The sequence below is a fragment of the Paenibacillus sp. T2-29 genome, assembly GCF_052921365.1.
The window spans coordinates 186884-209963 of the sequence record NZ_JBREVE010000001.1; the positions used below are offsets into that span (position 1 = coordinate 186884).

The window sequence follows — 23080 nt, forward strand, 5'->3', positions numbered from 1 at the left end:
AAAGCAACGAGAACGTGCACTAAGCCTTCCCTCAATTCAGGCAATCCAAGTTTGAGCACTGATCCACCACCGTTGCAGCGTCCATTTAGCGTAAGCCAACACTTCTCTTGATTGATGGATTGGCATATCTAGCACTTTGGATTCGGTCAGAGCCATCTGAGGATGATCAAAATTCAAAAATTGAGCAATCTCCATCGCCCGAGGTCCATGATAGCTATGTGTGATGATTACGGTGGAGTTCCAGTCATATTCCTTCATGATACGCTGGCTGTAGAGCAGATTTTCGTAAGTACTGGTCGCCTGGTTTTCTAATAGAATATGCTGTACAGGGACTCCCCTATCTACCAAGTAGTGTTGCATCCCCTCGGCCTCCGTGTACGGAAAATCAGGTTGATCCAGTCCTCCACTTACAATTAGCCGCTGCACCGTCCCGTTGCGATATAACCGCAAGGCTTCTTCTAACCTTTCTTTTAAACCAGGACTGGGCTCAGCTCCCCACATAGAGGCACCTAGTACGATACCAATTTGTGCATGCTGGAGTGGATTGGTAGAGGCAGCTGTATTCATATTCCATACTCGGATACCTGCCCATACGAATCCGACCAAAATAAAAATCATCAAACCAAGTATGAAACGCTTCGATACCATAAATATTTTCCCATTGCGACTTTGCCTGCTTTTTGGCTCATGGCGTTGGGGCCCAGTGCTTTTAATCCACTGCAAAAATTTCACCGTTCTCTCTTAAAATCACCGTTGTGAAACCATTCAGCCCGGTGTTTCAGCGACATTTTAAAATAGGGGAACATATGAGCATCGATCTGATGTAACAAGTCAGCCGCCGTTCGGTTAGCCAATTCTGCTTCTTGCGTAGAAATATGTCCCCGTTGTAGCGCCTCCTCCAGTTCATCCTCATCCACCAGAAAGATTTCACCGTTTTTAAGCACGACCACATCCAAATACAAATCATCAAACCAAGGAACTCCTTGATCGGTTACTCCTTGATTTCGGCAGGTGTCAATGTACCATTCAACGATTTGCTCTCGATTGTCAAACATAGCAGTCACCACATAATGCTTACCTTTGGGATAATATTGTAACCAGGAATAACCTTTATCGGCTATGCAAAACGTATGACCACCATAACTTTTCCATAATGGCTCCTTGAGACTCAAAATAGTATACAGGGTCACATATCCTGTAAACGCATCACTTTCTACATACCGGCAAGCAAACTTGCGATTGGTGATTCTGCGCCAGTTGGCCCGGTCTCCGAATTTGCGCTTCATAAATGATGTTCCTCTCCAACATTGGTAAAACCAGCTTACCATATTTAAACTGTACACTCAAAAATAACCCCTGTATTACAGCAAAAAAGGTATTTTCAGACTGTCAAAACAGTCCGAAAATACCTTTGATTTGAAGCCACTATCATCTTACATAAAACATATTTGCTAATCCCGGTTGTGACGTCCACGATTGGAGTTTGAATGACCGTTGGATGTGCCTTCCTGACTTCCATCCATAATAGCACCTGTGGTAGATGCATCTGTATTTTCTGGATTGGTCATAGTATTTTCATCAGTTATACCTGAATCCGGTGTAGTCGTCTGACCATTCCCCGTATTTGTATCGTTTCCGTTCCCAAAATTGTCGTTACTGTTGCCTGTGCCTCCAGTACCATTTCCATTGTTACCTCCAGGAGACGTTGGAACTTGGTCAGTACCAGTACCGTTATCAGTACCTCCAGGAATCGTATTCCCCTGGTCTGTGCCGTTCTGACCGTCTATATTCTCGCCATTATCCGGTACGATTCCATCCTGATTAGGATCGTTTCCTGGCTGCGGATCTATCGGAGTAGTCTCTGCCGGAATTTCAACACTAATCGTATTGGAAGCTGCGGATTCTTTACCATCCGCTCCATAAGCTACGACATAGTATTGATACGTTTTTCCAGCTACAGGAGACGTATCTTCACCACTCGTGCCTCTCATCGCCTCCATAATCGTCCGGAAGCTTCCTTCGGAAGACTCTTTACGATAAACACGGTATTGTACATTGTCTCCCTCTGCCGCATTCCAAGACAACGATACAATTTGGGTATCCTGACTATAAGACCCGCTCAGTCCGCTAGGAGCGGTGGCCTGAACCGGCTCTTCTGGCTTCTCTTCAACCGGTGGTTCATATCCCTTCGGCTCGCTAAATTGCGTTACCGGATGCCCCTTGAGAGCTTCACCCATGACCCTTCCGAAAAAGGCAGCCGACTGCCCACTGTAGTTTCTCAACATATGCTTACTGTCCGGCTTGTCATACCCCATCCATACAGCTCCGGTATATTCCGGCGTATAACCGACAAACCAAATGTCCCGGTTACCACTGTTGCCGCTGATTCCACTTTGGGTCGTACCCGTTTTACCAGCTACAGGCCAGTCAATACGTGCTTTGCGACCTGTACCGCTATTGACCACATTTTGCATCATTTTTGTCATTTCATAAGCCGTTTTCTCACTCATAACAGATTTGGATTCCTCATTATGAGTATAAACCACTTGATCATCACTATTATTAATTTGTTTAATGGAGTAAGCTTTTTGGAATTGTCCCTTATTGGCAAAAGCGCTATAGGCCTGCGCCATTTCGAGGGTATTTGTTCCTTTGCTTAATCCCCCTAATGCGATAGCAAGCGAGTGATCATTTTTGTCCATCGGTATGCCTACGCTCTCGGCGAATTGAACCCCTTTTTCCACACCGATTTGGTTCAACAACCATACAGGTGGTATATTTTCAGACTTCGTAATGGCATCAATCATGCTGATGGTCGAAGAGTAACCATGCAAGTTTTTCGGACTGTATCCGTTAAAGCTCTGCCGTTCGTTACTCAAAGGAGTATCTATCGTAAATTTACCGGATTCAAGAGCTGGCGCATAGGCTACAATCGGCTTAAAGGCCGATCCTGGCTGTCTGCGGCTCTGTGTCGCACGATTGAAGGTTCCCTTTTTATAATCCCGTCCGGGTGCCATCGCGGCAATACCACCTGTTTGGTTGTTAATAATAACCATAGAGGCTTGAACAGGCTGATCGTCTGGACTCTTTTCGAACATATCATCATCTGCCATCGCTTGGTCCAGCGCATTTTGAGCCTGAGCATCCATTGTCGTATGAATTTTATAACCGCCAATAATCAGATCATTGCCGCTGACTCCTGGCAAGGCATCCTCTGCCTCATCCATGACATATTCCATAAAATTTTGATACTTTTGCACTTTTTCCGGTTGTTTGTAATCGTAATTTATAGCCTTGGCCTCTTCCATTTCCTGCTTGCCAATCATTCCCTGCTCAAACATCAGCTGGAGAACCACAGCACGTCGGGCCTTTGAGTTTTCCGGGTTACTGATCGGGTTATACTTGGAAGGCCCTTTTGGAATAGCTGCCAGTGTAGCAATCTGCCACAATTTTAGTTCTTTTAAGTTCGATTGCCCAAAATAGCCTTCCGAGGCTGCTTTAATACCGGAATACGAGCGTCCAAACCAAATCCGATTCAGGTATAGCGTAATAATTTCATCTTTAGTCAAATTCCGCTCTAGCGCCATTGCGATGGATACCTCTGTCGCTTTACGGAAAAAGGTTTTGTCACGTGTCAAAAACAAGTTTTTGGCCAACTGCTGAGTCAGCGTACTGCCGCCCTCCACCGCAGAACGAGCAACGATATCCTTCACTGCCGCCCGACCGATAGACCAAATATCAACTCCTTGATGCTCCATAAAACGCTTATCCTCAGTTGCGATAAAAGCTTTTTTGAGCAACGGTGGAATTTCTTCACTTTTCACTGGGTCACTTTTTTGCACAGACAGCTCACCCATGAGCACACCGTTGCGGTCATAAACCTTTGATGTCTCGTTCACTGTAATTTTGTCCTTGTTGGCTTTGTAGATTTTTTCGCCATTAACCATGACAAATAAATAACCACCAAGTGCGCAAAATATGGCTAATGCTGCTGTAATAAAAAGCGTCCACCCAACTCGCTTACCTGTTATTTTCTTTTTCTTGCCCTTCGGCTTCTCTTTAGATGTGTTTCTATTGCGATTGCCGGATCTGGACAATGAATCGTTTGGCATTCCCCTGACTCCCTTTCGCGAATAATCATTATGTCACCGAGCCTAAGCTTAGAGCTAGCTGTCGGCAGCATGAAAGTAAACGGAATGAAAAGAACAACCCTGATCAGGTTGCTCCCGGTCACATTCCTATACAGTTAGACGAGACGGACGCCTGAAAAGTTTCATTACCCGGGCGTCCGCCCAGCCGTAATCAGTTATCGCTAGCGTTATCTTGTTGTACAAGCGATACGTTGCGTTGCGGTGTAAAGGTGGAGATGGCATGCTTGTAGATCAGCTGTTGCTTTCCATCCGAATCGATAACAATTGTAAAATTGTCAAATGCTTTAATCGTTCCTCGCACCTGGAATCCATTGATGAGGTATACCGTTACAGGTATAGAATCCTTGCGCAATTGGTTCAGAAACGTATCTTGGATATTAATAGACTTGTTCATTTTAGCCGTACCCCCAATAATCATTTGGATTGTTTTGAAGTATATTCAAGGTCTGTCCGGAACTTTCCTGCTATAATTTCGTGTATTCGGGCTACATGAGCAGAAAAATTTTCGAAATCAGTGACATCTACCCACTGGATATCCTTCATATGGCGAAACCACGAGAGCTGTCGCTTCGCAAAATGACGCGTATCCCGTTTTAGCCAAGTCACCGCCTCCTCCAAAGACACCTCTCCCCGCAGGTAGGAGGATATCTCTTTATAGCCTAGACCTTGCATGGAGATGGCATCGCTTCGCACTCCCCGTTCCATTAAGGAGGTTACCTCAGCAACAAGCCCTTGATCGAGCATCCCGTCAATTCGGTCTTCAATACGTTTATATAGCATTTGCCTATCCATTGTCAAACCTACGATGCAGAGTTGGTAGGGAGATTCCTTTTTTTGACTGGCAAGTTGAGAGCTAAGTGTTGTTCCGCTAACATGGTAAATTTCCAGCGCTCTCACGACTCGACGACGATCATTAGGATGCAGACGAAGTGCACTTTCGGGATCAACTGCCTGTAGTCGCGCATGAAGCGCTTCGGCCCCAAACTGATCGGCATAGTCAAGCTGTTCCTGGCGAAAAGCTTCATCAGCCCCTACCTCAGAAAACTGGTATTCATAGCAAACCGATTCTACATACAAACCCGTTCCGCCTACGATGAAAGGTAGCTTTCCCCTAGATTGAATATCAGGTATGAGACGACGACAGTCTTCCTGAAATTGGGCTACTGAATATGGGTATTCAGGCTCATGAATATCGATTAAATGGTGCTTGATTCCTTTCATTTCCTGTTCGGAAATTTTGGCAGTTCCAATGTCCATATGACGGTATACCTGCATGGAATCCCCGGAAATAATTTCTGCTTCAAATTGTCGAGCCATTTCGATGCTTAGTTTCGTCTTGCCAACCGCAGTCGGGCCAACAAGAACAAGTAGTTTAGGCTTAGATGCCACTGTCAATATCAATCACTCCGTACACTGTTTTCGTTGTGCCCCGTTGCTCCACACGGAAGCCGAGGCGGGCAAACTCTCCGCTACCCCTTTTTTCTTTCATTACGATTGTTTTTCGTGCAACCCTTTTCGCATGAGCAATACTTTCTTCATTCAACGCATCTGGATTAGCCAATCCTCTCAATGGACCGATTGCACTGGAATCAAGCAACGGATCACGGAACATCGGGTCAAAATAAATAATATCTACACTTCGATTCGGCAAGCTACGCAAATAGTCCAGATGATGACCATAACGAACGTCAATGTCTGAAAAGGCTTTATCCACTGCAGCGTTACCGGAACGGTAATGCCTCATCCCATCCTTGATTAATGCATAGACAGGGAAGGAACTCTCCACAGCTGTAACTTGTCCAGAGCTTCCCGTTCCAATCGAGAATAGAAGAGAATCCGTACCGAGCCCTGCCGTGCAATCGAGCACGGTATCACCCGGGGCAAGTCGGGCAGCCGTCAACATCGGATCAGCCTCGCCCTTTAATACCCTTTTAGCTCGAATGAATCCCATGCTTGGATGAAAAATCATCGGTGATTGTTCCGGGCCAATAAGCCTCACCCCGCCCTGCACCAGCACCAGAGCCTGACGGACTCTGTGAACAGCGATTAGCTTAGCTACTGATATGCCGCGACGTGGAGCGTACAGCACCCCAAGCTCGGCTGCAAGCAACTTCGCGCGCTCCACAACCTCGTCCGAGGGAGAATCTCCTGTCGTGACCAGTAATTCAGCTTGCTTATCACGAAGCATCATCTGCTTTTCTTCTTCACGGTTTTCCCAATCCTGCAACATATTTATACTCCCTTACATTACTCTTTTAAACAGCTTCTCCAGATCATATGTGGAAAAGGAAACAACGATGGGGCGCCCATGCGGGCAGGTATAGGGTTGTTTGCAGGCTGCCAAACGCTCTAGCAGCACGGCAGCCTGTCGGTCAGTCAGCTTCTGATTTGCTTTAATCGAAGCCCGGCAGGAGCACATGATTGAGGCTGCTTCCCGCAGTTTAGCAAGATCAATGGCTTTTTCCTCCAGTACCCATCCGGCCATTTCCTCAATGACATCCGCTTCTTCTCCTTTGGGGAGCCAGTACGGATATGAGCTGACACGGAAGGTTTGCCCGCCAAAATGCTCCAAATACACCCCCGCCTGTTCAAACCAGTGCAACCTCGTTTTCAATTTTTCCGTCTCGGAAGGCGTAAATTCCAATGTAATTGGCAGTAACAACTCCTGTGATACTGATTCAGGGTTGCCAAATTTTTCGTAATAAAATTCGTAATTGACCCGCTCATGGGCGGCATGCTGATCAATTAAATACAAGCCCTGGTCATTCTGCGCAATCAGATAGGTCCCATGGTGCTGACCGATTAAATTCAGCTCAGGAAAAGTAGGCACCTCAGGGGCTGCCCCCGACAACGCTGTCAATTGCTCTGTATTTAGATGCTCCTGGCGCGGCTTCTGATCCGTGAATTTAGTAGTGTTGTCTGCAATTGGTGAAACAGCAGGACGGTAAGTAGCAGAAGCAGCCGTTTCCTGTATCCCTTCGCTGTACGAGGAAGAGACATCTGTTTCGGCATGATCTCCTGTGGATATCCGAGTAGTCGTCCCATCAGGAAGCGACACGCCTCCTCTAACATCACCCTCGTTGTTTTCTTCCACAAAATCTGCATCCAGCTCATCATCACTGATACTTTGACGAGCGAGAGTGTTGGCCTGTCCAATGACGGAATGGCTCCCCCTATTCGGAAGTTGCTCATGTTCATGGCTAAACTTCTTACTCTCTTCATTACTTTCATTACTTTCATTACTTTCATTACTTTCATTACTTTCATTACTTTCATTACTTTCATTACTGCTTATATTATCTGCAGAAGTATCTACTTTTGCACTATTTCCTTTCGAGAAATGAAACTGCTCCTGCACAAATGAGCCGCTATCCTTGCCGCCAATTTCGCGTTTGACTGCCTTTGGAATCAGCACTTGCTGCCCTAAAACAGCTTTTACCGAATCTTCAACCAGCTGAAACAGTTCAGCTTCTTTGCTGAACCTCACCTCCAGCTTGGCTGGATGGACATTAACATCCACCAAAGAAGGATGCATGTCCAGTTGGATCACAGCCAGCGGATAACGATTAATCGGCAACAAAGTATGATACGCCTTGAGCAGTGCCTGATTGAGCCCATAGCTCCGCACAAATCGTCCATTCACTACTGTCGAGATTGCATTTCGATTCGATCTGGTCCACTCTGGGCGACTGACATAGCCGCTAATTCGGTAATCAAGGCTCTCTCCTTCCACCATCAACATTGATTTCGCCGCAGAAGTTCCGTAAATAGCAGCAATCACTTGGAGCAAATCACCATTGCCCAGCGTTTGCAACAATGTATTACCATTATGCCGCAATGTAAAGGCCACTTCTGGGTGCGAAAGCGCCATTCGGTACAATACATCCGAAATGTGTCCCAATTCCGTCTGGATCGTTTTCATATATTTTAGCCGTGCAGGTGTATTATAAAACAGATCGCGTACGGTAAAATCCGTCCCCTGCCTTCCAGCAGCATCCTCGTGAAGCATCAGTTTACCGCCCTCAATCACCAATTTACGGGCACGGCCGTCATCTCCTGCTGCTGTGAGTAGCTCTACTTTTGAGACAGCCGCTATACTTGGCAATGCCTCTCCCCGGAAGCCGAGACTTGTGATCTGGAACAAGTCTCGGCCATGTCCGATTTTGCTTGTCGCATGTCGATAAAATGCCGTTTCCACGTCCTCAGGCTCTATCCCACTGCCATTATCCGTCACCCGAATACTTTGCAGGCCGCCCTCTTCTACCCATACGTCCACTCGTGTACCGCCCGCATCAATCGCATTTTCCACCAGCTCCTTCACGACGGAGACTGGACGTTCCACGACCTCACCGGCAGCAATCTGATTCGCAATATGCTCATCTAGCACTCGAATTTTAGACATCCTTTTAACCTCCTCCTGACTTCAAAGTGTGATGAAAAATAAGCAAAATAATAATATCTAATATTCTTAATTACAGACCATTGGCCTTGTTCTTTAATTCATTTAACAGTTGCATCGCCTGTAAGGGTGTCATATTCATGACATCAGCATTTTTCACCTTCCGCAAAATTTGGCGCACGATCGGATTAGCTTCTACCGTCTCTGAGTGTGGCTTGGAGGGAGCAAGGTCCTGCTCTCCGAAAATGGACAGCTGTACCACGTCAGAAGCTGCATGCTCCAACTCACCTGAATCTTCCACATTCTGTAGTGTATCTTCTTTTACCAGGGTAGCTTGCTGTGATCCAGACTGGACTGGTGGTGCAGTTTCTCCGTTTGCTTGCAATGTCTGGTCCGCATATTTTGCGGACATTGGAGAAATCTCTTCTGTCCCTGGCACTGTACGAAGATCAGTCCCTTCCTTCGCTACTCTTGCTGTCTCGGTGCCTGCCGTTACTTGAGCTGCCGCCTGTTCAAAACCATACAGTAGACCATTTGCTCGCTCAATAATGTTATTAGGCAAACCTGCAAGTCGGGCACAATAAATACCATAGCTACTACTAGCCGCGCCCGGTATGAGCTTGCGTAGAAAATTCACCTTATCGCCGCTTTCCTGCACGGCCATGGAATAATTTCGCAGCGAAGATAGACCTTGCTCCAAATGGGCCAGCTCATGGAAGTGCGTAGATACCAGCGCCTTACAGCCAATCGTATCATGCACAAATTCGATGACCGCTTGTGCAATTGCCATCCCTTCGCTGGTGGACGTTCCTCGTCCCAGTTCATCAATTATAATCAGACTTCGTGGAGTTGCCTTGTCCGTCATGACTTGAATATCTGCCATTTCGACCATAAACGTACTCTGTCCACCAATGAGATCATCCGCTGCGCCGATCCGTGTGAAAATGCGATCCAGCATCGGCACTTTAGCACGTGCAGCCGGGACAAAGCAGCCAATTTGAGCCATAATCGCAATGAGTGCAACCTGACGCATATACGTACTTTTCCCAGCCATATTCGGACCGGTGATGAGTAGAATATGCGCATCGGATTCTTCCAACACTGTGTTGTTGGCGATAAAGCCGCCATCTTTCATGACGGCTTCCACAACGGGGTGCCGTCCCTGTTCCACTACAAAATCATATCCTGTTGTCAGCTCAGGCTTCACGAATCCACGTTCCGCGCTAACCGTTGCCAGCGACTGATACACGTCAATTTCAGCAACTTGCTCTGCCAGCTTTTGCAGACGGGGAATTTCAGCGTTCAGTTTACTGCGTAGCTCTGAGAAAAGCGTGTACTCCAGATCCACCATCTTATCCTCAGCTTCCAAAATCAGCGATTCCTTTTCCTTCAATTCCGGTGTGATATACCGTTCTGCATTCGCCAATGTCTGTTTGCGTTCATATCGACCTTCCGGTAATGATGCCAAATTGGATTTGGTCACCTCGATGTAATAACCAAACACTTTGTTGTATCCGATTTTGAGTGACCGAATGCCGGTTGCTACTCGTTCTTTGGCCTCCAGCTCAGCAATCCAACGCTTACCGTTCACACTCGCCTCACGCAGTTCGTCTAGACGCTGATGATAGCCTTCCTTTATAAGCCCTCCATCTCTTACGGAAATCGGGGGTTCATCAGCCACTGCTTCCTCAATCAGCGTACACAGGTCTGCACAGCTGTCCAATGTTTGTGCAATCCGTCTCAGCGTATTCGACGGAGATTCAGCGCACAGCTCGCGTAAAGACGGAATTTGGGCCAGAGACAGCTTGAGGGCGATCAAATCTCGTGCATTAGCACTACCAAAAGCGATCCGTCCTACCAAACGCTCCAGGTCGTAAATCTCTTTAAGCTGAGCACGTACATCCTCGCGGAAAATAAACTGGTGGTATAGCTTGTCTACCGCTTCTAACCGTTCCTCAATTATATTGCTACTCAACAGCGGCTTGTCGATCCAACGACGTAACAAACGTGCGCCCATGGATGTCTCTGTCCGATCCAGCAACCACAGCAACGAGCCTTTCTTGGAGCGCTCACGCACCGTCTCCACCAGTTCCAGATTCCGGCGGGTAAATGGATCCAGAATCATAAAATGATTAGGCTCATAGACCGAGATTTGGGTCAGTTGACCTAACGATCTTTTTTGCGTTTCATTTAAATAGGAAATCAGGCGCGATACGCACCGTCTGCGTTCCTCCGTAAGCCTTGCCCACGTGGCTTCACCAAATTGATCCCGTACCAGATCATCCTTGGATTTGTCCCACGCCGTATACACAACCCGCCTTCCAACAGGGGACATACGGGAGGTCACAAAATCAAGCAAATGACCATCCCCCAACATTTCGGACGGCTCATAAATGTTAATTTCATCTAATAGCCATTCTTTCGAATCAGGTACGGAAGTCACATAGAGTTCACCTGTCGACAAGTCGCATGCCGCCAGCGCCAGCATCCCGTCCGTCTCTGTGACACATACCATGTAATTGTTGGATTTATCACCCAGCACCTTGCCCTCCATGACCGTACCCGGGGTCACAACACGGACAATATCCCGCCGTACCATTCCCTTGGTAGCTGAGGCTTCCTCCATTTGTTCACAGATGGCCACCTTATAACCCTTCTCAATAAGGCGTTGTATGTAATTTTCTGCTGAATGATAAGGCACGCCGCACATCGGAATTTTCTCCGCGACGCCACCCTCACGACCAGTCAGTGTAATTTCCAGCTCCTTGGATGCAAGAATCGCATCATCAAAAAACATCTCGTAAAAATCGCCCAGGCGGAAAAACAAAAATGCGTCTTTAGCCTGCTCTTTTATAGATAAATATTGCTCGATCATCGGTGTATATTTAGACATACCGTTTCCTAACCCCCACACTTTGTTCCGTTTAAACTCATATTTACCTTTCATTATATCAAAAATGACAGTCGATAACATGAAACCCTCTCGGGTGTTGACACTTGATTTTACGAAAGCTTCCAGTACGGGCGCAAATCCCGTGTTTCATCCCATTGTTTTCCCTTGCGAAGGCTATCCAGCAGTGGCGCTATATAAGCTTCATATTGAGAAAAGATCTCTAATGAAATCATATCTAAAATAAGTGGCTCCATATACTCTCTAAGTACAACCTGATTCCCTTCATAAAAAGCTCTGTGAGCCTCTTCTTCTCCCAGCGGCCTACGCTGCAAACGTGAGTATTGGGAAGCAATCAGAAACGCCATCCCAATCACACCTTTCGCCAGCTGTGGCGAGATTAGAAAACTGGGCAGTGTTCGATATTCAAAGCCTCCGTAAGACTGACGGCGAAAATCGCCCAAATTGCCATAATGCGGTCTGCGCCGAGCCGAGCGCTTGTCTTCCAGCAGCGCCAGAGGCAACGCCAAATAGTTATCTAGTGCCCTGAGTAGGGCACCATTTAGCGGAACCCCGCTGAAATGCAGATGTCCGCCCAAGGGAAAACCCGGTTGCGGCATTCCGCCCGCCTGCCAGATGAGCGTATGGTCATCTATCTGCCGAGCTGCTATCGCAAAAGCTTGGCGCAGGTGCCTCAGCAGACGGGCCGGATCTTCACTTGGTGCAGGACGAAGCTCAGCGACTGGGTATAGCGTTCGTCCTCGGCGGGTAACGGCATCGCAGCCGGCTACGCCTAATCGGCCCAAATATCGAGAGGCCGGAACAACCCTCCCCTCTGGCATACGAACCAGCACAAATTCGGGATCCATTCCGATTAATAGTCGCGCTCTGCCCCGTTCCGCTGAAAGTTCCTCTCCCGGAGCATCCTCTTCACGAGCAGCAGCTTCATATAGCGTGGCCAAACGTCTATCGTTCAGCCAGGGCTGTGCCAAGACATGGCGAACCTGACAATTACGTTCTCCCAGCAGCGTCAGCACTACCTCACCACTGTCCAAACCGAGAGTATACAACGCACGTACAGCCAGCCGCTCCATCCGGACATAGAGCGGTGATTGATAATGTAGATCAGACCGATCATATGCACTAACCTTAGTAGAACCTTCGAGGGCACGTCTACGGATTTCCAGCACCCGTAGTTGATGGATTTGCACCGCGTAGCCGATCGCAAAATCTGCTGTACTCTCATCCAGCCAACGAACCGAAATACCTGAGCGCTCCAATCTGCGCATTTTTTCATCGTCCGTCATCTGTTTGAAACGTCTGAGCGCCTGTCCCGGTTGCCGCATCATAACTCCCCCTTACCGATCTACGTACGGACTTAAACAATCCAAACGACAAAAAAGGAGGGCCTTTGCCCCCTGCGCAATATCAGCCGGCGCAAAGAGTAAAGTGGCCCTCTTTTTGGTCACTCCTGTCAGAGCTCGTCGTCAATGAGGTCGGGGTCGAGCTCCTCATAGTCCCCCTCTTCCGCTCCAAAATCAAAGTCCTTGTCAAAATCGTCACTGCTGCCATACGGGAATACTTCTACAACAATCTTCGTTTCCGCCACCAGCTCCACCGCAAATTCCCGCTCGACCCGGATCATTACGCTGCCACCTCCAGAAGACACACTGGCCTCGACGCAACTTGGCTCCTGTGTAGCTTCGGCGGATACTTCCACTGTAGACGCCCGGTGCTTCGGATCAAGATACGAGAGCGGCACATTTTCTACGTACGACACCGTTTCCTTAGCCACATCGGTCTGCGAGTTTTTATCGTATGAGTACCAAATATTGATATCATACGTCCCGATGACCTCAATGCCGTCTCCAGCCGCCACAGCTTCATACTGGTGGTTAATAATCCATGCCCCCAAAATACTGGTCGGATTATTCGGCGGAGTTACGGTATGGGTTACGGTAGAGAATCTGCGACCTTTACCACAGATCGCTTTGGTAATAATCTCTCTACGATTTTTATGACTTAATGCCATTCTTGAACCTCCTCCATACAATCAATCATTCCATACATATGTATGCAGGTTGTGGGCGAATGTTGAGTGAATAGGCGAAAAGGAAAAAATATTATTTGTATAAGCATATGCCGCCATGGCTTGAACTCATGCACGCCAATGTGTTACATGCTGCTCAACGATCTGTAAAAATTCGCTGAGAGCTGGCGATTTCCACTTTTTCGTGTGATAAGCGACCTGAGTAGCCACCTGCTGTTCACTGTCATCCCAGGCTAGACGTGCCATTTTCCCTTCTCGCAGCTCATTTTGTACCGTAACCAGCGGAAGCAGCGCAATACCCAGTCCAGCCATGACGCATTGCTTGATGGCTTCTATGCTCCAAAATTCCAGACTAGGATCTGCAAAAATACCGTGTTTGTTCAAATACTGCTCAAAAAGGATTCGGTACGTACATCCAGCCTCCGTATGCAAAATGGTTTCGTCCTTCAAGTCGGCAGGCTCTACCTGTGTATAGGCAACCAGCGAATGCTTCAGTGGCGCAACCAGCGCCATCGGCTCATGAATAAGCGTGGTGATATTCAGTTCCCTATCCTCCGTCTCAGGTTGAAGCATAAAAGCCAAATCCAATTCACCGGAACGGATCAAATCACGTAATTCCCAGCATTCGCCGGGTTTAAGTACAATTTTAACCTTTGGGTACCGCTCCCTGTACTCACGGATCAGACTCGGCAAACGAAAAGCAGCCAGAGACTCTGGTGCTCCTATTTTTAGCGTTCCTGCTAATTCTGTTTCTGAACGAAGCGCATCCTTGGCCATAGCATGCATCTTGGAAATTTCCTGCGCATAGGGCAGCAGGCGTCGTCCGGCATCGGTCAGCATAATTTTCTTGCCAATGCGATCAAACAGCGGCGTACCCAATTCCGTCTCCAGTGTTTGAATTTGAGCAGTAATACTTGACTGTGCATAATCCAGTATACGCGCTGCTCGCGTAAAACTGCCTGCCTCCACTACATTTATAAAGGTAAACAAATGCCGCGATTCCATAATCCGCTCCTTCAATCGATTTTTCCGATGCAAGCAATCGTAATATTCCGTTTTTCCGATAGATTGATTATCTGATAAGCTGGAGAAAATAACAAGAGAAAGAAGGCCTTTCTGCATGACGAATGAAAATAAGCTTCAATCCACTATTGGTCTTCCACAGGCCATTGCGCTCTATATCGGAGCTGTATTGGGTTCGGGGGTATTGATTGTGCCTGGTCTTGCCGCCCAAATGGCGGGTCCAGCATCGTTGCTGGCATGGGGATTCATGACCCTGCTCATTCTGCCAATGGCGCTTTCCATGGGACTTCTATCCGCGAAATTCCCAAATGCGGGAGGGGTATCGCATTTTGTGACGTTGGCCTTTTCCCCACGGGCTGGTGCTTATATCGGGTGGTTTTTTCTCATGTCGGTTCCAATTGGGGCCCCTGTTGCCGCACTTACCGGAGCCGGCTATATGACCGCAGCTATGGGCTGGGGAGAGGAAAGCCGCATAATGTTGGCCGCTGCCATGCTGGCGGTGGGCCTGGTCATCAACTGGATTGGTATGAAGGTTGCCGGACGTATTCAGATTGCCGTCGTTATAGCCATCGTTGCCGTCCTGATATTCGCTATTGCCGCAGCACTCCCTCAGATGAAAACTGTTCACTTCACGCCGTTTGTTCCACATGGCTGGCTTTCTGTCGGCCAAGCAGCTGCGATTCTGTTCTGGTGCTTTATCGGCTGGGAGGCTGTGTCCCATATGTCAGAGGAATTTACCAATCCCGAGCGGTCTGCCGTTAGAGGTGTGACCATTGCAGCCATCATTGTGGGTTTGCTTTATTTCCTTACTGCGCTTGCTACGGTAGGCACACAAAGTTACCTTGCAGGAGGTTCGGATGCTTCGCTCATATGGGTGATTAGTCGGGCTATCGGGCCATGGGGTGCGATCATTGCGGGCTTGACGGGGATCTTTATTTGCACCGCTACTATTATTGCTTACGTGGGTGCCGCTTCACGAGTCGCTTATGCTTTATCTCGACAAGGACAGGCCTTTCGCTGGATGGGCGTGTTATCCCAACGCTTCCATACCCCCATCGGGGGCATTGCTTTTCTTAGCGTCTGCTTCGTGATCATTATGGTGTTGTACAGTAGCGGTGCTGTTTCACTCACCAACCTGATCCAATTGCCGAACGCTACCTTCATTCTGACCTATCTAGGGGGTTGTGCAGCAGGAATCAAGCTCCTACGTGGGAGTCGTTGGGGAGTTTCCATTAGTTGGATTTCCTTCATTTCCACGGCAGTTGTTTTCCCCTTTGTCGGGTGGGCCATGCTTTACCCTTGCCTGATCACCGTTGTCTTGTGGATCACAGATCGAATTCGGCATAAACGGACTTTCACTCATCCGAATTCTGCCGTTACTGAACAAGAAAAGGCTACTGTCCGTCATGGATAGTAGCCGCTCAAGGTCCTTACTCTAATTTTTCACCGGAGTAGGGGCCTTGTCCTTTTTAGCGATTTTCAAATACTGGTGAAGCTCATGTGTAAGCTGCAATAATGCTGAACGAATCTCAAATTCCTCCCGAGTTGCGGGAAGCTCCATGGCTTTAAATTCTTCACGAACCTGCTCCAACAGCTTCTCGGTCTGTCCTGTATAATGTCCAGCCAAAACGTCGTTGCTAAGCTGGTCGAACAGCTCGGCCAGAAGCTTGGCCTGCGGCATGTGCTGATACATTTGTGCGATCAACTGCATCATGTTTTGAATCGAATCCAGCTGTTCTTTGCGCATATAAAAATACACATTCCAGCCTTCTTGGGGACGAAGCATTTGATTTTCCAATGAACGACCCGCCTCAGTGACCCCTTTGGTGATCACGCTGTCCGCTTCAATAACTTCCTTGCCATCCCATATGTATGCCGGACTACGCAGCGTGTTGGCCATATTTCTGAATATAACAGAAAATGTCCGATCCACCTCCTGCCGGATTTGTTGCATTGTATTATCAGAACGCGGCATATAAGCTAGATTGACAACCATCGCAGAACCCAGCCCAATCACCAGCAGAGCCAGCTGGGTCAGCAGTACCTCCATATCAATCACACCGCCGCTGAATACTCGGAAAACCACGACCGAACCCGTGACAATGCCTTCCTTAAAGCCCACCCGTACAATGACCGGAAACGCCGTTAAAATATATAATGCAAGCACCCAATCATGGAATCCGAATACCACAAACAAAACACAAGCAAAAAGAAGTCCCACGACGGATGCAAAAAATCTCGCCGAAATGGTGCGGAGACTTCTCTTGCGTGTGACATCCACCCCCAAAATTGCTAAAAGCCCTGCCGAGGTGGCTCCGTGAATGCCTACTCCCTCCGCAATAAGTACGGCCATTAATGCGGCAATAGCCGTTTTAATCGTACGAAAGCCCATGAAAAAATTCTGTCCCCTCTAGATGAAATCTGTTTTCTCATTTTCATAAATATTAAGTATTTCATTTTCATGGTACTTTATTTTCACGTTTTGCACAAATATTCAGAAATTTAATAATTACCGATGAGGGCGACCTGAAAGCAAGCGGTGCTCCACATACACAACTGCCTGGTACATCAATGTAGCTACGACAGCAATGATCAACAGACTGGACATGACCAGTGTGAAATTGAACACCTGAAAACCATAAATGATCAAATAACCTAAGCCATTTTTAGCAACCAAAAATTCACCAACAATCACGCCAACCCATGCCATGCCGACATTCACTTTCAGCGTAGAGACAATTGCGGGAAAGGAGGCAGGCAAAATCACCTTTTGAAACGTATCCCGGCGTGTTCCTCCAAACGTGCGAACCACTTTGACCAAATTGGGATCGACTTCCTGAAAACTGTTGTATACCACAAGGGTCGTAATGATAACCGTAATGGAGAGGGTTGTCATCAGAATCGCGGTAAAACCCGCCCCAAACATGACGATAAATATTGGCCCTAGCGCTACCTTGGGCATACTGTTAAACACAACCATATATGGATCAAGTACCCTTGATAAAAACGGCGACCACCAAATAAGTACCGCGAGCAATGTGCCGAGCAGAGTACCGAGCAAAAAACCTGCCATCGTTTCTCCAACAGTGACACCTACATGTCCCCATAATTCCCCGCTGACCGCATCCTTGCCAATCTGAGTGAAAATTTTGCTAGGATAGCTAAACAACAATACATCAATCCACTTCAAACGACCTGCAATTTCCCACAATACAAATAAAAGCAGCAAAATAGCTATCTGCACACCTGTTACTAACCACTGTTGCATACGCCTGTTACGCAAATACGTCTGATGCAGTCCTTGAATCCAACGTTGCTCAGGCTGATCAGCTTCGTTCTTCATACGTTAACTCACTCCTTTGCTCCCGAAGCCTCCAGTTCCCGCCATATTTCATGAAATAGCTCATTAAAGCCCGGCTGTTCGCGCGCATAAAAAGGCTGCGCTTCCCGAATGGAATCCGGAATCTCGAAAGTACGCCGGATATGACCAGGATTTCGCCCCATCACTATAACCCGATCACTGACTGCAATGGCCTCGGCCAAATCGTGCGTGACTAAAATCGCCGTTTTCTTTCGTTCGCGCAAGGTTTGCACAACGAGGTCCTCCAGCTGCAGCTTAGTTTGATAATCCAGCGCGGAGAACGGCTCATCCAGCAGCAGCAATCCCGGATTCGTCGCCAGCGTCCGTACCAGCGCCACACGCTGGCGCATTCCTCCAGACAACTGGGATGGATGCAAATGCTCCTTTCCTCCCAAACCCATACCTTCCAGCAATAATCGCGTCCGCTCACGCGCAGCTTCATCTACTCTGTTGCTTAGTTCCAGACCTAACAATGCGTTATCCATGATCGTCCGCCACGGGAAAAGATAATCCTGCTGCAACATGTAACCGACCTCAGGACTCGGGCCACTTACCGGCTGACCTTGCAACATAACTTGACCTGCCGCTGGACGCAGCAGCCCGGCGATCATGGACAGGATCGTCGTTTTTCCGCAGCCGCTTGGACCGACTAAACTGACAAATTCCCCTGTATTTACGGAAAAATCGATATTCTCAACCGCCAATGAAGCTTCCCGATCTGTTACGTATACATGGGTCACTTGCTCCATTCTCACCATCGGGATCATCACATCCGCAGTGAGACCACTCTGTTCCTCCGTCATGGTGAACCTCCTGCATCCACAGCTGTATCCGTAGCTTCGGTTGTGCTCTTTTTCACATCTGTCTCAGTATTCCCGATAGAGTTGGAGGAGATCGCCTGTTTTGCAAAACTTGGGTTTACCAGCTTATCTAGTGCAACCGGGCTTTTCAGCTCACCTGCCGAAGCCATGACATCCTGTAAATTATTCCATTCATTTTCCTCAATCATCGGGTTCATTGCATAGGTACCCTGTTCCTTATAGCGCTTGATACTACTCGTCAAAACAGCTAATTCTGTATCCTTAAAATAAGGTGTAATAGCTTCGGCGATCTGTTCAGGTGAATGCGCAGCAATCCACTGCTGTGCCTGATATATGGCATTTGTAAATTTCTGAGCGGCTTCGCTATTGGTGTTTAGATAGCTTTGCTTCGCCATATATACCGTATACGGCAACTCGCCACTCTCTACGCCGATAGAGGCAACTACCCGACCTCGACCTTCCTTTTCAAAAATAGACGCCTGTGGCTCAAACAGCTGCACATAATCCCCTGTACCCGAACCAAAAGCAGAGGCGACATTGGCAAAATCAATATTTTGAATCAGCTTCAGATCCTTATGCGGATCAATGCCGTGTTTGCGAAGCGTAAATTCAAGTGACATTTGTGGCATTCCGCCCTTGCGTTGTCCCAAAAAACTTTGTTGTTTCAGCTTTTCCCAGTCAAAGCTATCCTTTGTTTGCCGAGCAAACAAAAAGGTTCCGTCCTTCTGTGTCAGCTGAGCGAAATTAATGATAGGGTCCTCTGCTCCTTGCTGATACACATAAATAGATGTTTCCGCGCCGATCAGCGCGATATCTGCCTGATTGGACAACAACGCCGTCATCGCCTTGTCTCCGCCAGGGATCGTAGCCAGTTGGACATCCAGTCCCTCCTGAGCAAACATCCCCTGGCTCAAGGCTACATACTGCGGCGCATAAAAGACCGTACGGGCTACCTCGCCAAGTCTGATCTCAATCGTCTGCCCCCCCTTGGGGGCACACCCACTGAGCAACAGTAATCCGAGTAGTGCCGCAGCCACCACTGCTTTGCAACGAGCGCCGTAATTCATCCTTGTTCCCTCCCCACCTTTACATCGTTGACTTCATATATTGTTATGCGGCTGACGTTATAATGGTTAACTGTATACAAAAACCCCGCATTTGCCTATGAATGCGAGGTTTTTGTGTGCGATTGTATAAGAGCTCTAAATCAGAGCTTGTATATGGATGTATATTTATCTTCCAGATAGTCGGCGAGATAATCAGGATTCAGATCCTCACCCGTAATGGCTACAATCAACTCAGACGGCGTCCGGCTCTTGCCGTAACGGTAAATCCGTTCAGTCAGCCATTGCTTGATCGGCTCCAGCTCACCAGCAGCAATCAGCTCATCCAGGTTCGGCAGCTCCTTACGCAGAGTCGCCAAAATCTGGGCTGCATACATATTGCCAAGTGAGTAAGAAGCAAAATAGCCAAAATCACCACCGGACCAGTGAACGTCTTGAAGTACGCCCAGCCCGTCGTTCGGGGGTAGAAGCCCCAGGTATTCTTTATATTTTGCATTCCACACTTCGGGGAGACGCTTTACATCCAGCTTTTCATTAAACAGCATTTTCTCAATTTCATAGCGGACAATGATATGTAAATTATATGTCAGCTCATCCGCTTCAATACGAATCAATGAATTTTCCACGCGGTTGACTGCCCGGTAAAATTGCTCTGCCGTGACCTTCTCCAAACGATCAGGAAAATGCTTTTGCAGATCATCGTAATACCGATCCCAGAAAGCACGACTGCGTCCGATTTTATTTTCCCACAAGCGGGACTGGGATTCATGAATCCCCATAGAGGTTCCTCCGGACAGTAGTGATCCTGCCAGCTCAGGAGCAATGTTTTGTTCGTACAGTGCATGGCCTCCTTCATGCAGCGAGCTGAAAATAGCACTGGTTACATCATCTTGCAAATAGTGTGTTGTTATACGCACATCACCTGGATTTAATCCTGTCGCAAAAGGATGCACACTCTCATCCAAACGACCTGCATCAAAGTCATAACCCATCTGCCCTAAAATGAACAGACTGAACTTTTCCTGCTGCTTCACATCAAATACCCCGTCTAAAAAGCTCTTATCCGGCTGGTTGGGTGAAGCCTGAATTTTAGACAAAAGGGGTACAAGGCGCTTTTTGAGTCGATCAAAGACAGCATCCAGCTTTTTAACCGTCATCCCTGGCTCATATTGATCCAAAAGTGTGTCGTACTCTGTATCCTTAACACCCCAGTAGCCGATAAACTCACGCTTCATGTCTACGATTTTAGACAAGTACGGTTCGAATCCAGCAAAGTCGCTGTGTTCCTTTGCTTCCTCCCACTTGCTTTCTGCCTGAGCCGCTAAAATGCTATACTCCCGGTAGCGGTCTGCTGGGACTGAACGATTCAAGTCATAATTTTTGCGACATTCCTCTACCAATCTGCGATCATTGTCCTCCAGTTGCTCCAGCTTGTCTTTTGCGGCAAAAAATTGCAGCAACTGCCCCATTTCATCTGAGATCATCAGCTTGAACATTTCCGTGGACAGCATCCCCAACGTCTCGGACCGAATGTCAACTCCCTTGCGTGGAGCTCCTGTCCGTAAATCCCAGTGCAGCAAGCCGACTGCTTCGCCATAACTGCTGATTTTGTGTGAGATTTCCTTTAAAGCCGTCCATTGATCCAACGTCTGTTGCTCCATAATTAGGGTCACCTCTTTAACTTAAAATGGTTAAAACTTTACAACTACCTATACTTGATGATACTTATATTAAAAAGTATAATCAACACACAACATGTACGACCAACTCCTAATACCTGGATCAACGTTGGGCAGTACATATTGCACTTTATTAGAATCTGGAGGGAACTATCGTGGATCACATCCAAGAAATTTTAGAGTACAATCGTGTTTTCGTAGAAAACAAAGAATACGAGGCCTATAGAACGGGCAAGTTCCCTAACAAAAAAATGGTCATCATAACCTGTATGGATACGCGGCTAACGGAATTGCTCCCCAAAGCCATGAACCTGCGTAACGGGGATGTCAAAATTATTAAAAATGCGGGTGCCATTATTTCACAGCCTTTTGGAAGTGTAATGCGCAGTGTGCTAGTCGCTTTATATGAGCTGGGAGCAGACGAAGTACTCGTTATAGGTCATTATGAATGCGGCATGGCTGCACTAAACGCTGATCATATGGTTAATGAGATGCTGGAACGTGGAATTTCGCAGGAAGTGCTAAGTACATTAGAAAATTCAGGTATTAAGTTAAATAAATGGTTGAAGGGTTTTGACAACATTGAAGAAGGGGTACAGACTACAGTGAAGCTTATTAAAAACCACCCCCTTCTCCCTCCCAATACGCCCGTTCATGGTATGGTAATACATCCGGATACAGGCGCGTTAACCCTTGTTGTTGATGGGAATAACCAGTAAACAGAATCCTTATCCTCAAAAGTTATCAGGGTAGTTCAGGCGCGTATATACGTGCTTAAACTACCCTGTTTCTATGAAAAAAAGCACATATACATACCGAATGACCCCAGCCAATTTTGGCTAACCTGTGAACGACTGGTGTGAAAGTTGTCAAACCATACAGTTTCAGTGTACACTTTTTATGGAGCCGCAGATTACCTGCCGCAGAGCTGTTACAACCGTTACTTTGATGGATGAAGGAGATAAGATATATGAATTTACTATCGTATGGTCTGTTGGGACTTCTCGCCAGAGAGGAATCCTCCGGCTATGATCTGATGCTGCGTATTCAGCCTTTTTGGCAGGCCAAGCACAGCCAGATCTATCCGCTACTGGCCCGTATGGAGAGCAAGGAACTGCTAGCCTCCCGATGGATTCAGCAGTCCGACAAGCCTGATAAAAAGATGTATACCATTACGGACAAGGGAATCCATATGCTTCAGCAATGGTCTCAGGAAACGTTAGCTGCTCCGGTTACACGGGATGAATTAAGCCTTCGACTATTCTGTCTCTGGTTGACGGACAAAACTAGCGCCAATCGTATGCTAGAGGAACGCAAACGTTATTTTATTCAGAAAATCCGTCATCTAGAGGATATACTGAACGACATTCCCGCAGAAAATTTACACTTTGGCAGTAAGAATTTCGGTGACTATATTCTAGTACAAAAAGGGCTTATGAATGCCAAAGCAGGCCTGGAATGGTGCCAAATGGTGCTGCGCATGCTGCTTGCCGGTGATGTCAGAGCGGACACTAATCCGTTTTTACTTAAACCCTAAAGCAAAATGCTTTTATCAATCCATGCATGGGATTTATGTACGTTATCGTTTAATTTTTTAAAATTTAAAATTCTTTGAAACCCTTTTCCATACTATATCGTATTA

General features: G+C 47.3%; 19 protein-coding genes. 3 read left to right on the forward strand and 16 right to left on the reverse strand.

Annotation, left to right across the window (positions count from 1 at the left end; all coding sequences use genetic code 11):
- Positions 1–36: 36 nt before the first annotated feature.
- The 11 genes from ACU1JV_RS01325 to ACU1JV_RS01375 form a co-directional block, all read right to left on the reverse strand.
- Positions 37–732: a YdcF family protein gene (locus ACU1JV_RS01325; protein WP_165082453.1), complete on the reverse strand. Its 696-nt coding sequence runs from the start codon at positions 730–732 to the stop codon at positions 37–39.
- On the reverse strand, positions 729–1286 hold the full coding sequence (locus ACU1JV_RS01330) for a DUF402 domain-containing protein (RefSeq protein WP_013371544.1): 558 nt from the start codon (positions 1284–1286) through the stop codon (positions 729–731). Before ACU1JV_RS01330 ends, ACU1JV_RS01325 begins: the two co-directional genes overlap by 4 nt.
- Before the next feature lie 165 nt (positions 1287–1451).
- Entirely contained in the window at positions 1452–4112 is a 2661-nt protein-coding gene (locus ACU1JV_RS01335; protein WP_165082452.1) for a PBP1A family penicillin-binding protein, read from the reverse strand.
- Positions 4113–4302: 190 nt separating this feature from the next.
- Positions 4303–4545 carry an RNA chaperone Hfq gene (gene hfq / locus ACU1JV_RS01340; protein ID WP_013371546.1) on the reverse strand — a complete coding sequence of 81 codons (243 nt, stop codon included), beginning with the start codon at positions 4543–4545 and terminating at the stop codon, positions 4303–4305.
- Between the two features lie 20 nt (positions 4546–4565).
- Positions 4566–5546: a tRNA (adenosine(37)-N6)-dimethylallyltransferase MiaA gene (gene miaA / locus ACU1JV_RS01345; RefSeq protein WP_058829674.1), complete on the reverse strand. Its 981-nt coding sequence runs from the start codon at positions 5544–5546 to the stop codon at positions 4566–4568.
- The gene (locus tag ACU1JV_RS01350) at positions 5530–6381 is read right to left on the reverse strand and encodes a class I SAM-dependent methyltransferase (RefSeq protein WP_058829675.1); all 852 of its coding nucleotides are present in this window, start codon (positions 6379–6381) and stop codon (positions 5530–5532) included. Before ACU1JV_RS01350 ends, miaA begins: the two co-directional genes overlap by 17 nt.
- A gap of 12 nt (positions 6382–6393) precedes the next feature.
- Positions 6394–8553: a DNA mismatch repair endonuclease MutL gene (gene mutL, locus ACU1JV_RS01355; protein WP_413986518.1), complete on the reverse strand. Its 2160-nt coding sequence runs from the start codon at positions 8551–8553 to the stop codon at positions 6394–6396.
- A 70-nt stretch (positions 8554–8623) separates the two neighbouring features.
- Positions 8624–11443: a DNA mismatch repair protein MutS gene (gene mutS, locus ACU1JV_RS01360; RefSeq protein WP_025675104.1), complete on the reverse strand. Its 2820-nt coding sequence runs from the start codon at positions 11441–11443 to the stop codon at positions 8624–8626.
- A gap of 110 nt (positions 11444–11553) precedes the next feature.
- Positions 11554–12789 (reverse strand): putative amidoligase domain-containing protein, encoded by a 1236-nt coding sequence (locus tag ACU1JV_RS01365; RefSeq protein ID WP_058829677.1) that lies wholly within the window; start codon positions 12787–12789, stop codon positions 11554–11556.
- 125 nt (positions 12790–12914) lie between these two features.
- A complete protein-coding gene (locus tag ACU1JV_RS01370; RefSeq protein ID WP_013371552.1) occupies positions 12915–13472 on the reverse strand; it encodes an outer spore coat protein CotE in 558 nt (185 codons plus the stop codon).
- A 126-nt stretch (positions 13473–13598) separates the two neighbouring features.
- The gene (locus tag ACU1JV_RS01375) at positions 13599–14495 is read right to left on the reverse strand and encodes a LysR family transcriptional regulator (RefSeq protein WP_413986519.1); all 897 of its coding nucleotides are present in this window, start codon (positions 14493–14495) and stop codon (positions 13599–13601) included.
- Between the two features lie 115 nt (positions 14496–14610).
- On the opposite strand from ACU1JV_RS01375, the gene ACU1JV_RS01380 reads away from it, so the two are divergent.
- The gene (locus tag ACU1JV_RS01380; RefSeq protein ID WP_058829678.1) at positions 14611–15927 is read left to right on the forward strand and encodes an amino acid permease; all 1317 of its coding nucleotides are present in this window, start codon (positions 14611–14613) and stop codon (positions 15925–15927) included.
- A gap of 21 nt (positions 15928–15948) precedes the next feature.
- On the opposite strand, the gene ACU1JV_RS01385 is transcribed toward ACU1JV_RS01380, so the two are convergent.
- From ACU1JV_RS01385 to ACU1JV_RS01405, 5 genes are all read right to left on the reverse strand, one after another.
- Positions 15949–16905, reverse strand: coding sequence for an aromatic acid exporter family protein (locus tag ACU1JV_RS01385; RefSeq protein ID WP_013371555.1), 957 nt, complete (start codon positions 16903–16905; stop codon positions 15949–15951).
- A 117-nt stretch (positions 16906–17022) separates the two neighbouring features.
- Positions 17023–17856 (reverse strand): ABC transporter permease, encoded by an 834-nt coding sequence (locus ACU1JV_RS01390; protein ID WP_013371556.1) that lies wholly within the window; start codon positions 17854–17856, stop codon positions 17023–17025.
- Between the two features lie 8 nt (positions 17857–17864).
- Entirely contained in the window at positions 17865–18677 is an 813-nt protein-coding gene (locus tag ACU1JV_RS01395) for an ABC transporter ATP-binding protein (protein ID WP_025675097.1), read from the reverse strand.
- On the reverse strand, positions 18674–19762 hold the full coding sequence (locus tag ACU1JV_RS01400) for an ABC transporter substrate-binding protein (protein WP_413986520.1): 1089 nt from the start codon (positions 19760–19762) through the stop codon (positions 18674–18676). The genes ACU1JV_RS01395 and ACU1JV_RS01400 overlap by 4 nt, the downstream gene beginning before the upstream one ends.
- A gap of 140 nt (positions 19763–19902) precedes the next feature.
- On the reverse strand, positions 19903–21420 hold the full coding sequence (locus tag ACU1JV_RS01405; protein ID WP_025675095.1) for a carboxypeptidase M32: 1518 nt from the start codon (positions 21418–21420) through the stop codon (positions 19903–19905).
- A 173-nt stretch (positions 21421–21593) separates the two neighbouring features.
- Between ACU1JV_RS01405 and ACU1JV_RS01410 the strand changes: the two genes are divergently transcribed.
- Both ACU1JV_RS01410 and ACU1JV_RS01415 read left to right on the forward strand, forming a co-directional pair.
- On the forward strand, positions 21594–22157 hold the full coding sequence (locus tag ACU1JV_RS01410; RefSeq protein ID WP_025675094.1) for a beta-class carbonic anhydrase: 564 nt from the start codon (positions 21594–21596) through the stop codon (positions 22155–22157).
- Between the two features lie 251 nt (positions 22158–22408).
- A complete protein-coding gene (locus ACU1JV_RS01415; RefSeq protein WP_013371561.1) occupies positions 22409–22975 on the forward strand; it encodes a PadR family transcriptional regulator in 567 nt (188 codons plus the stop codon).
- The last annotated feature ends 105 nt before the right edge of the window (positions 22976–23080 follow it).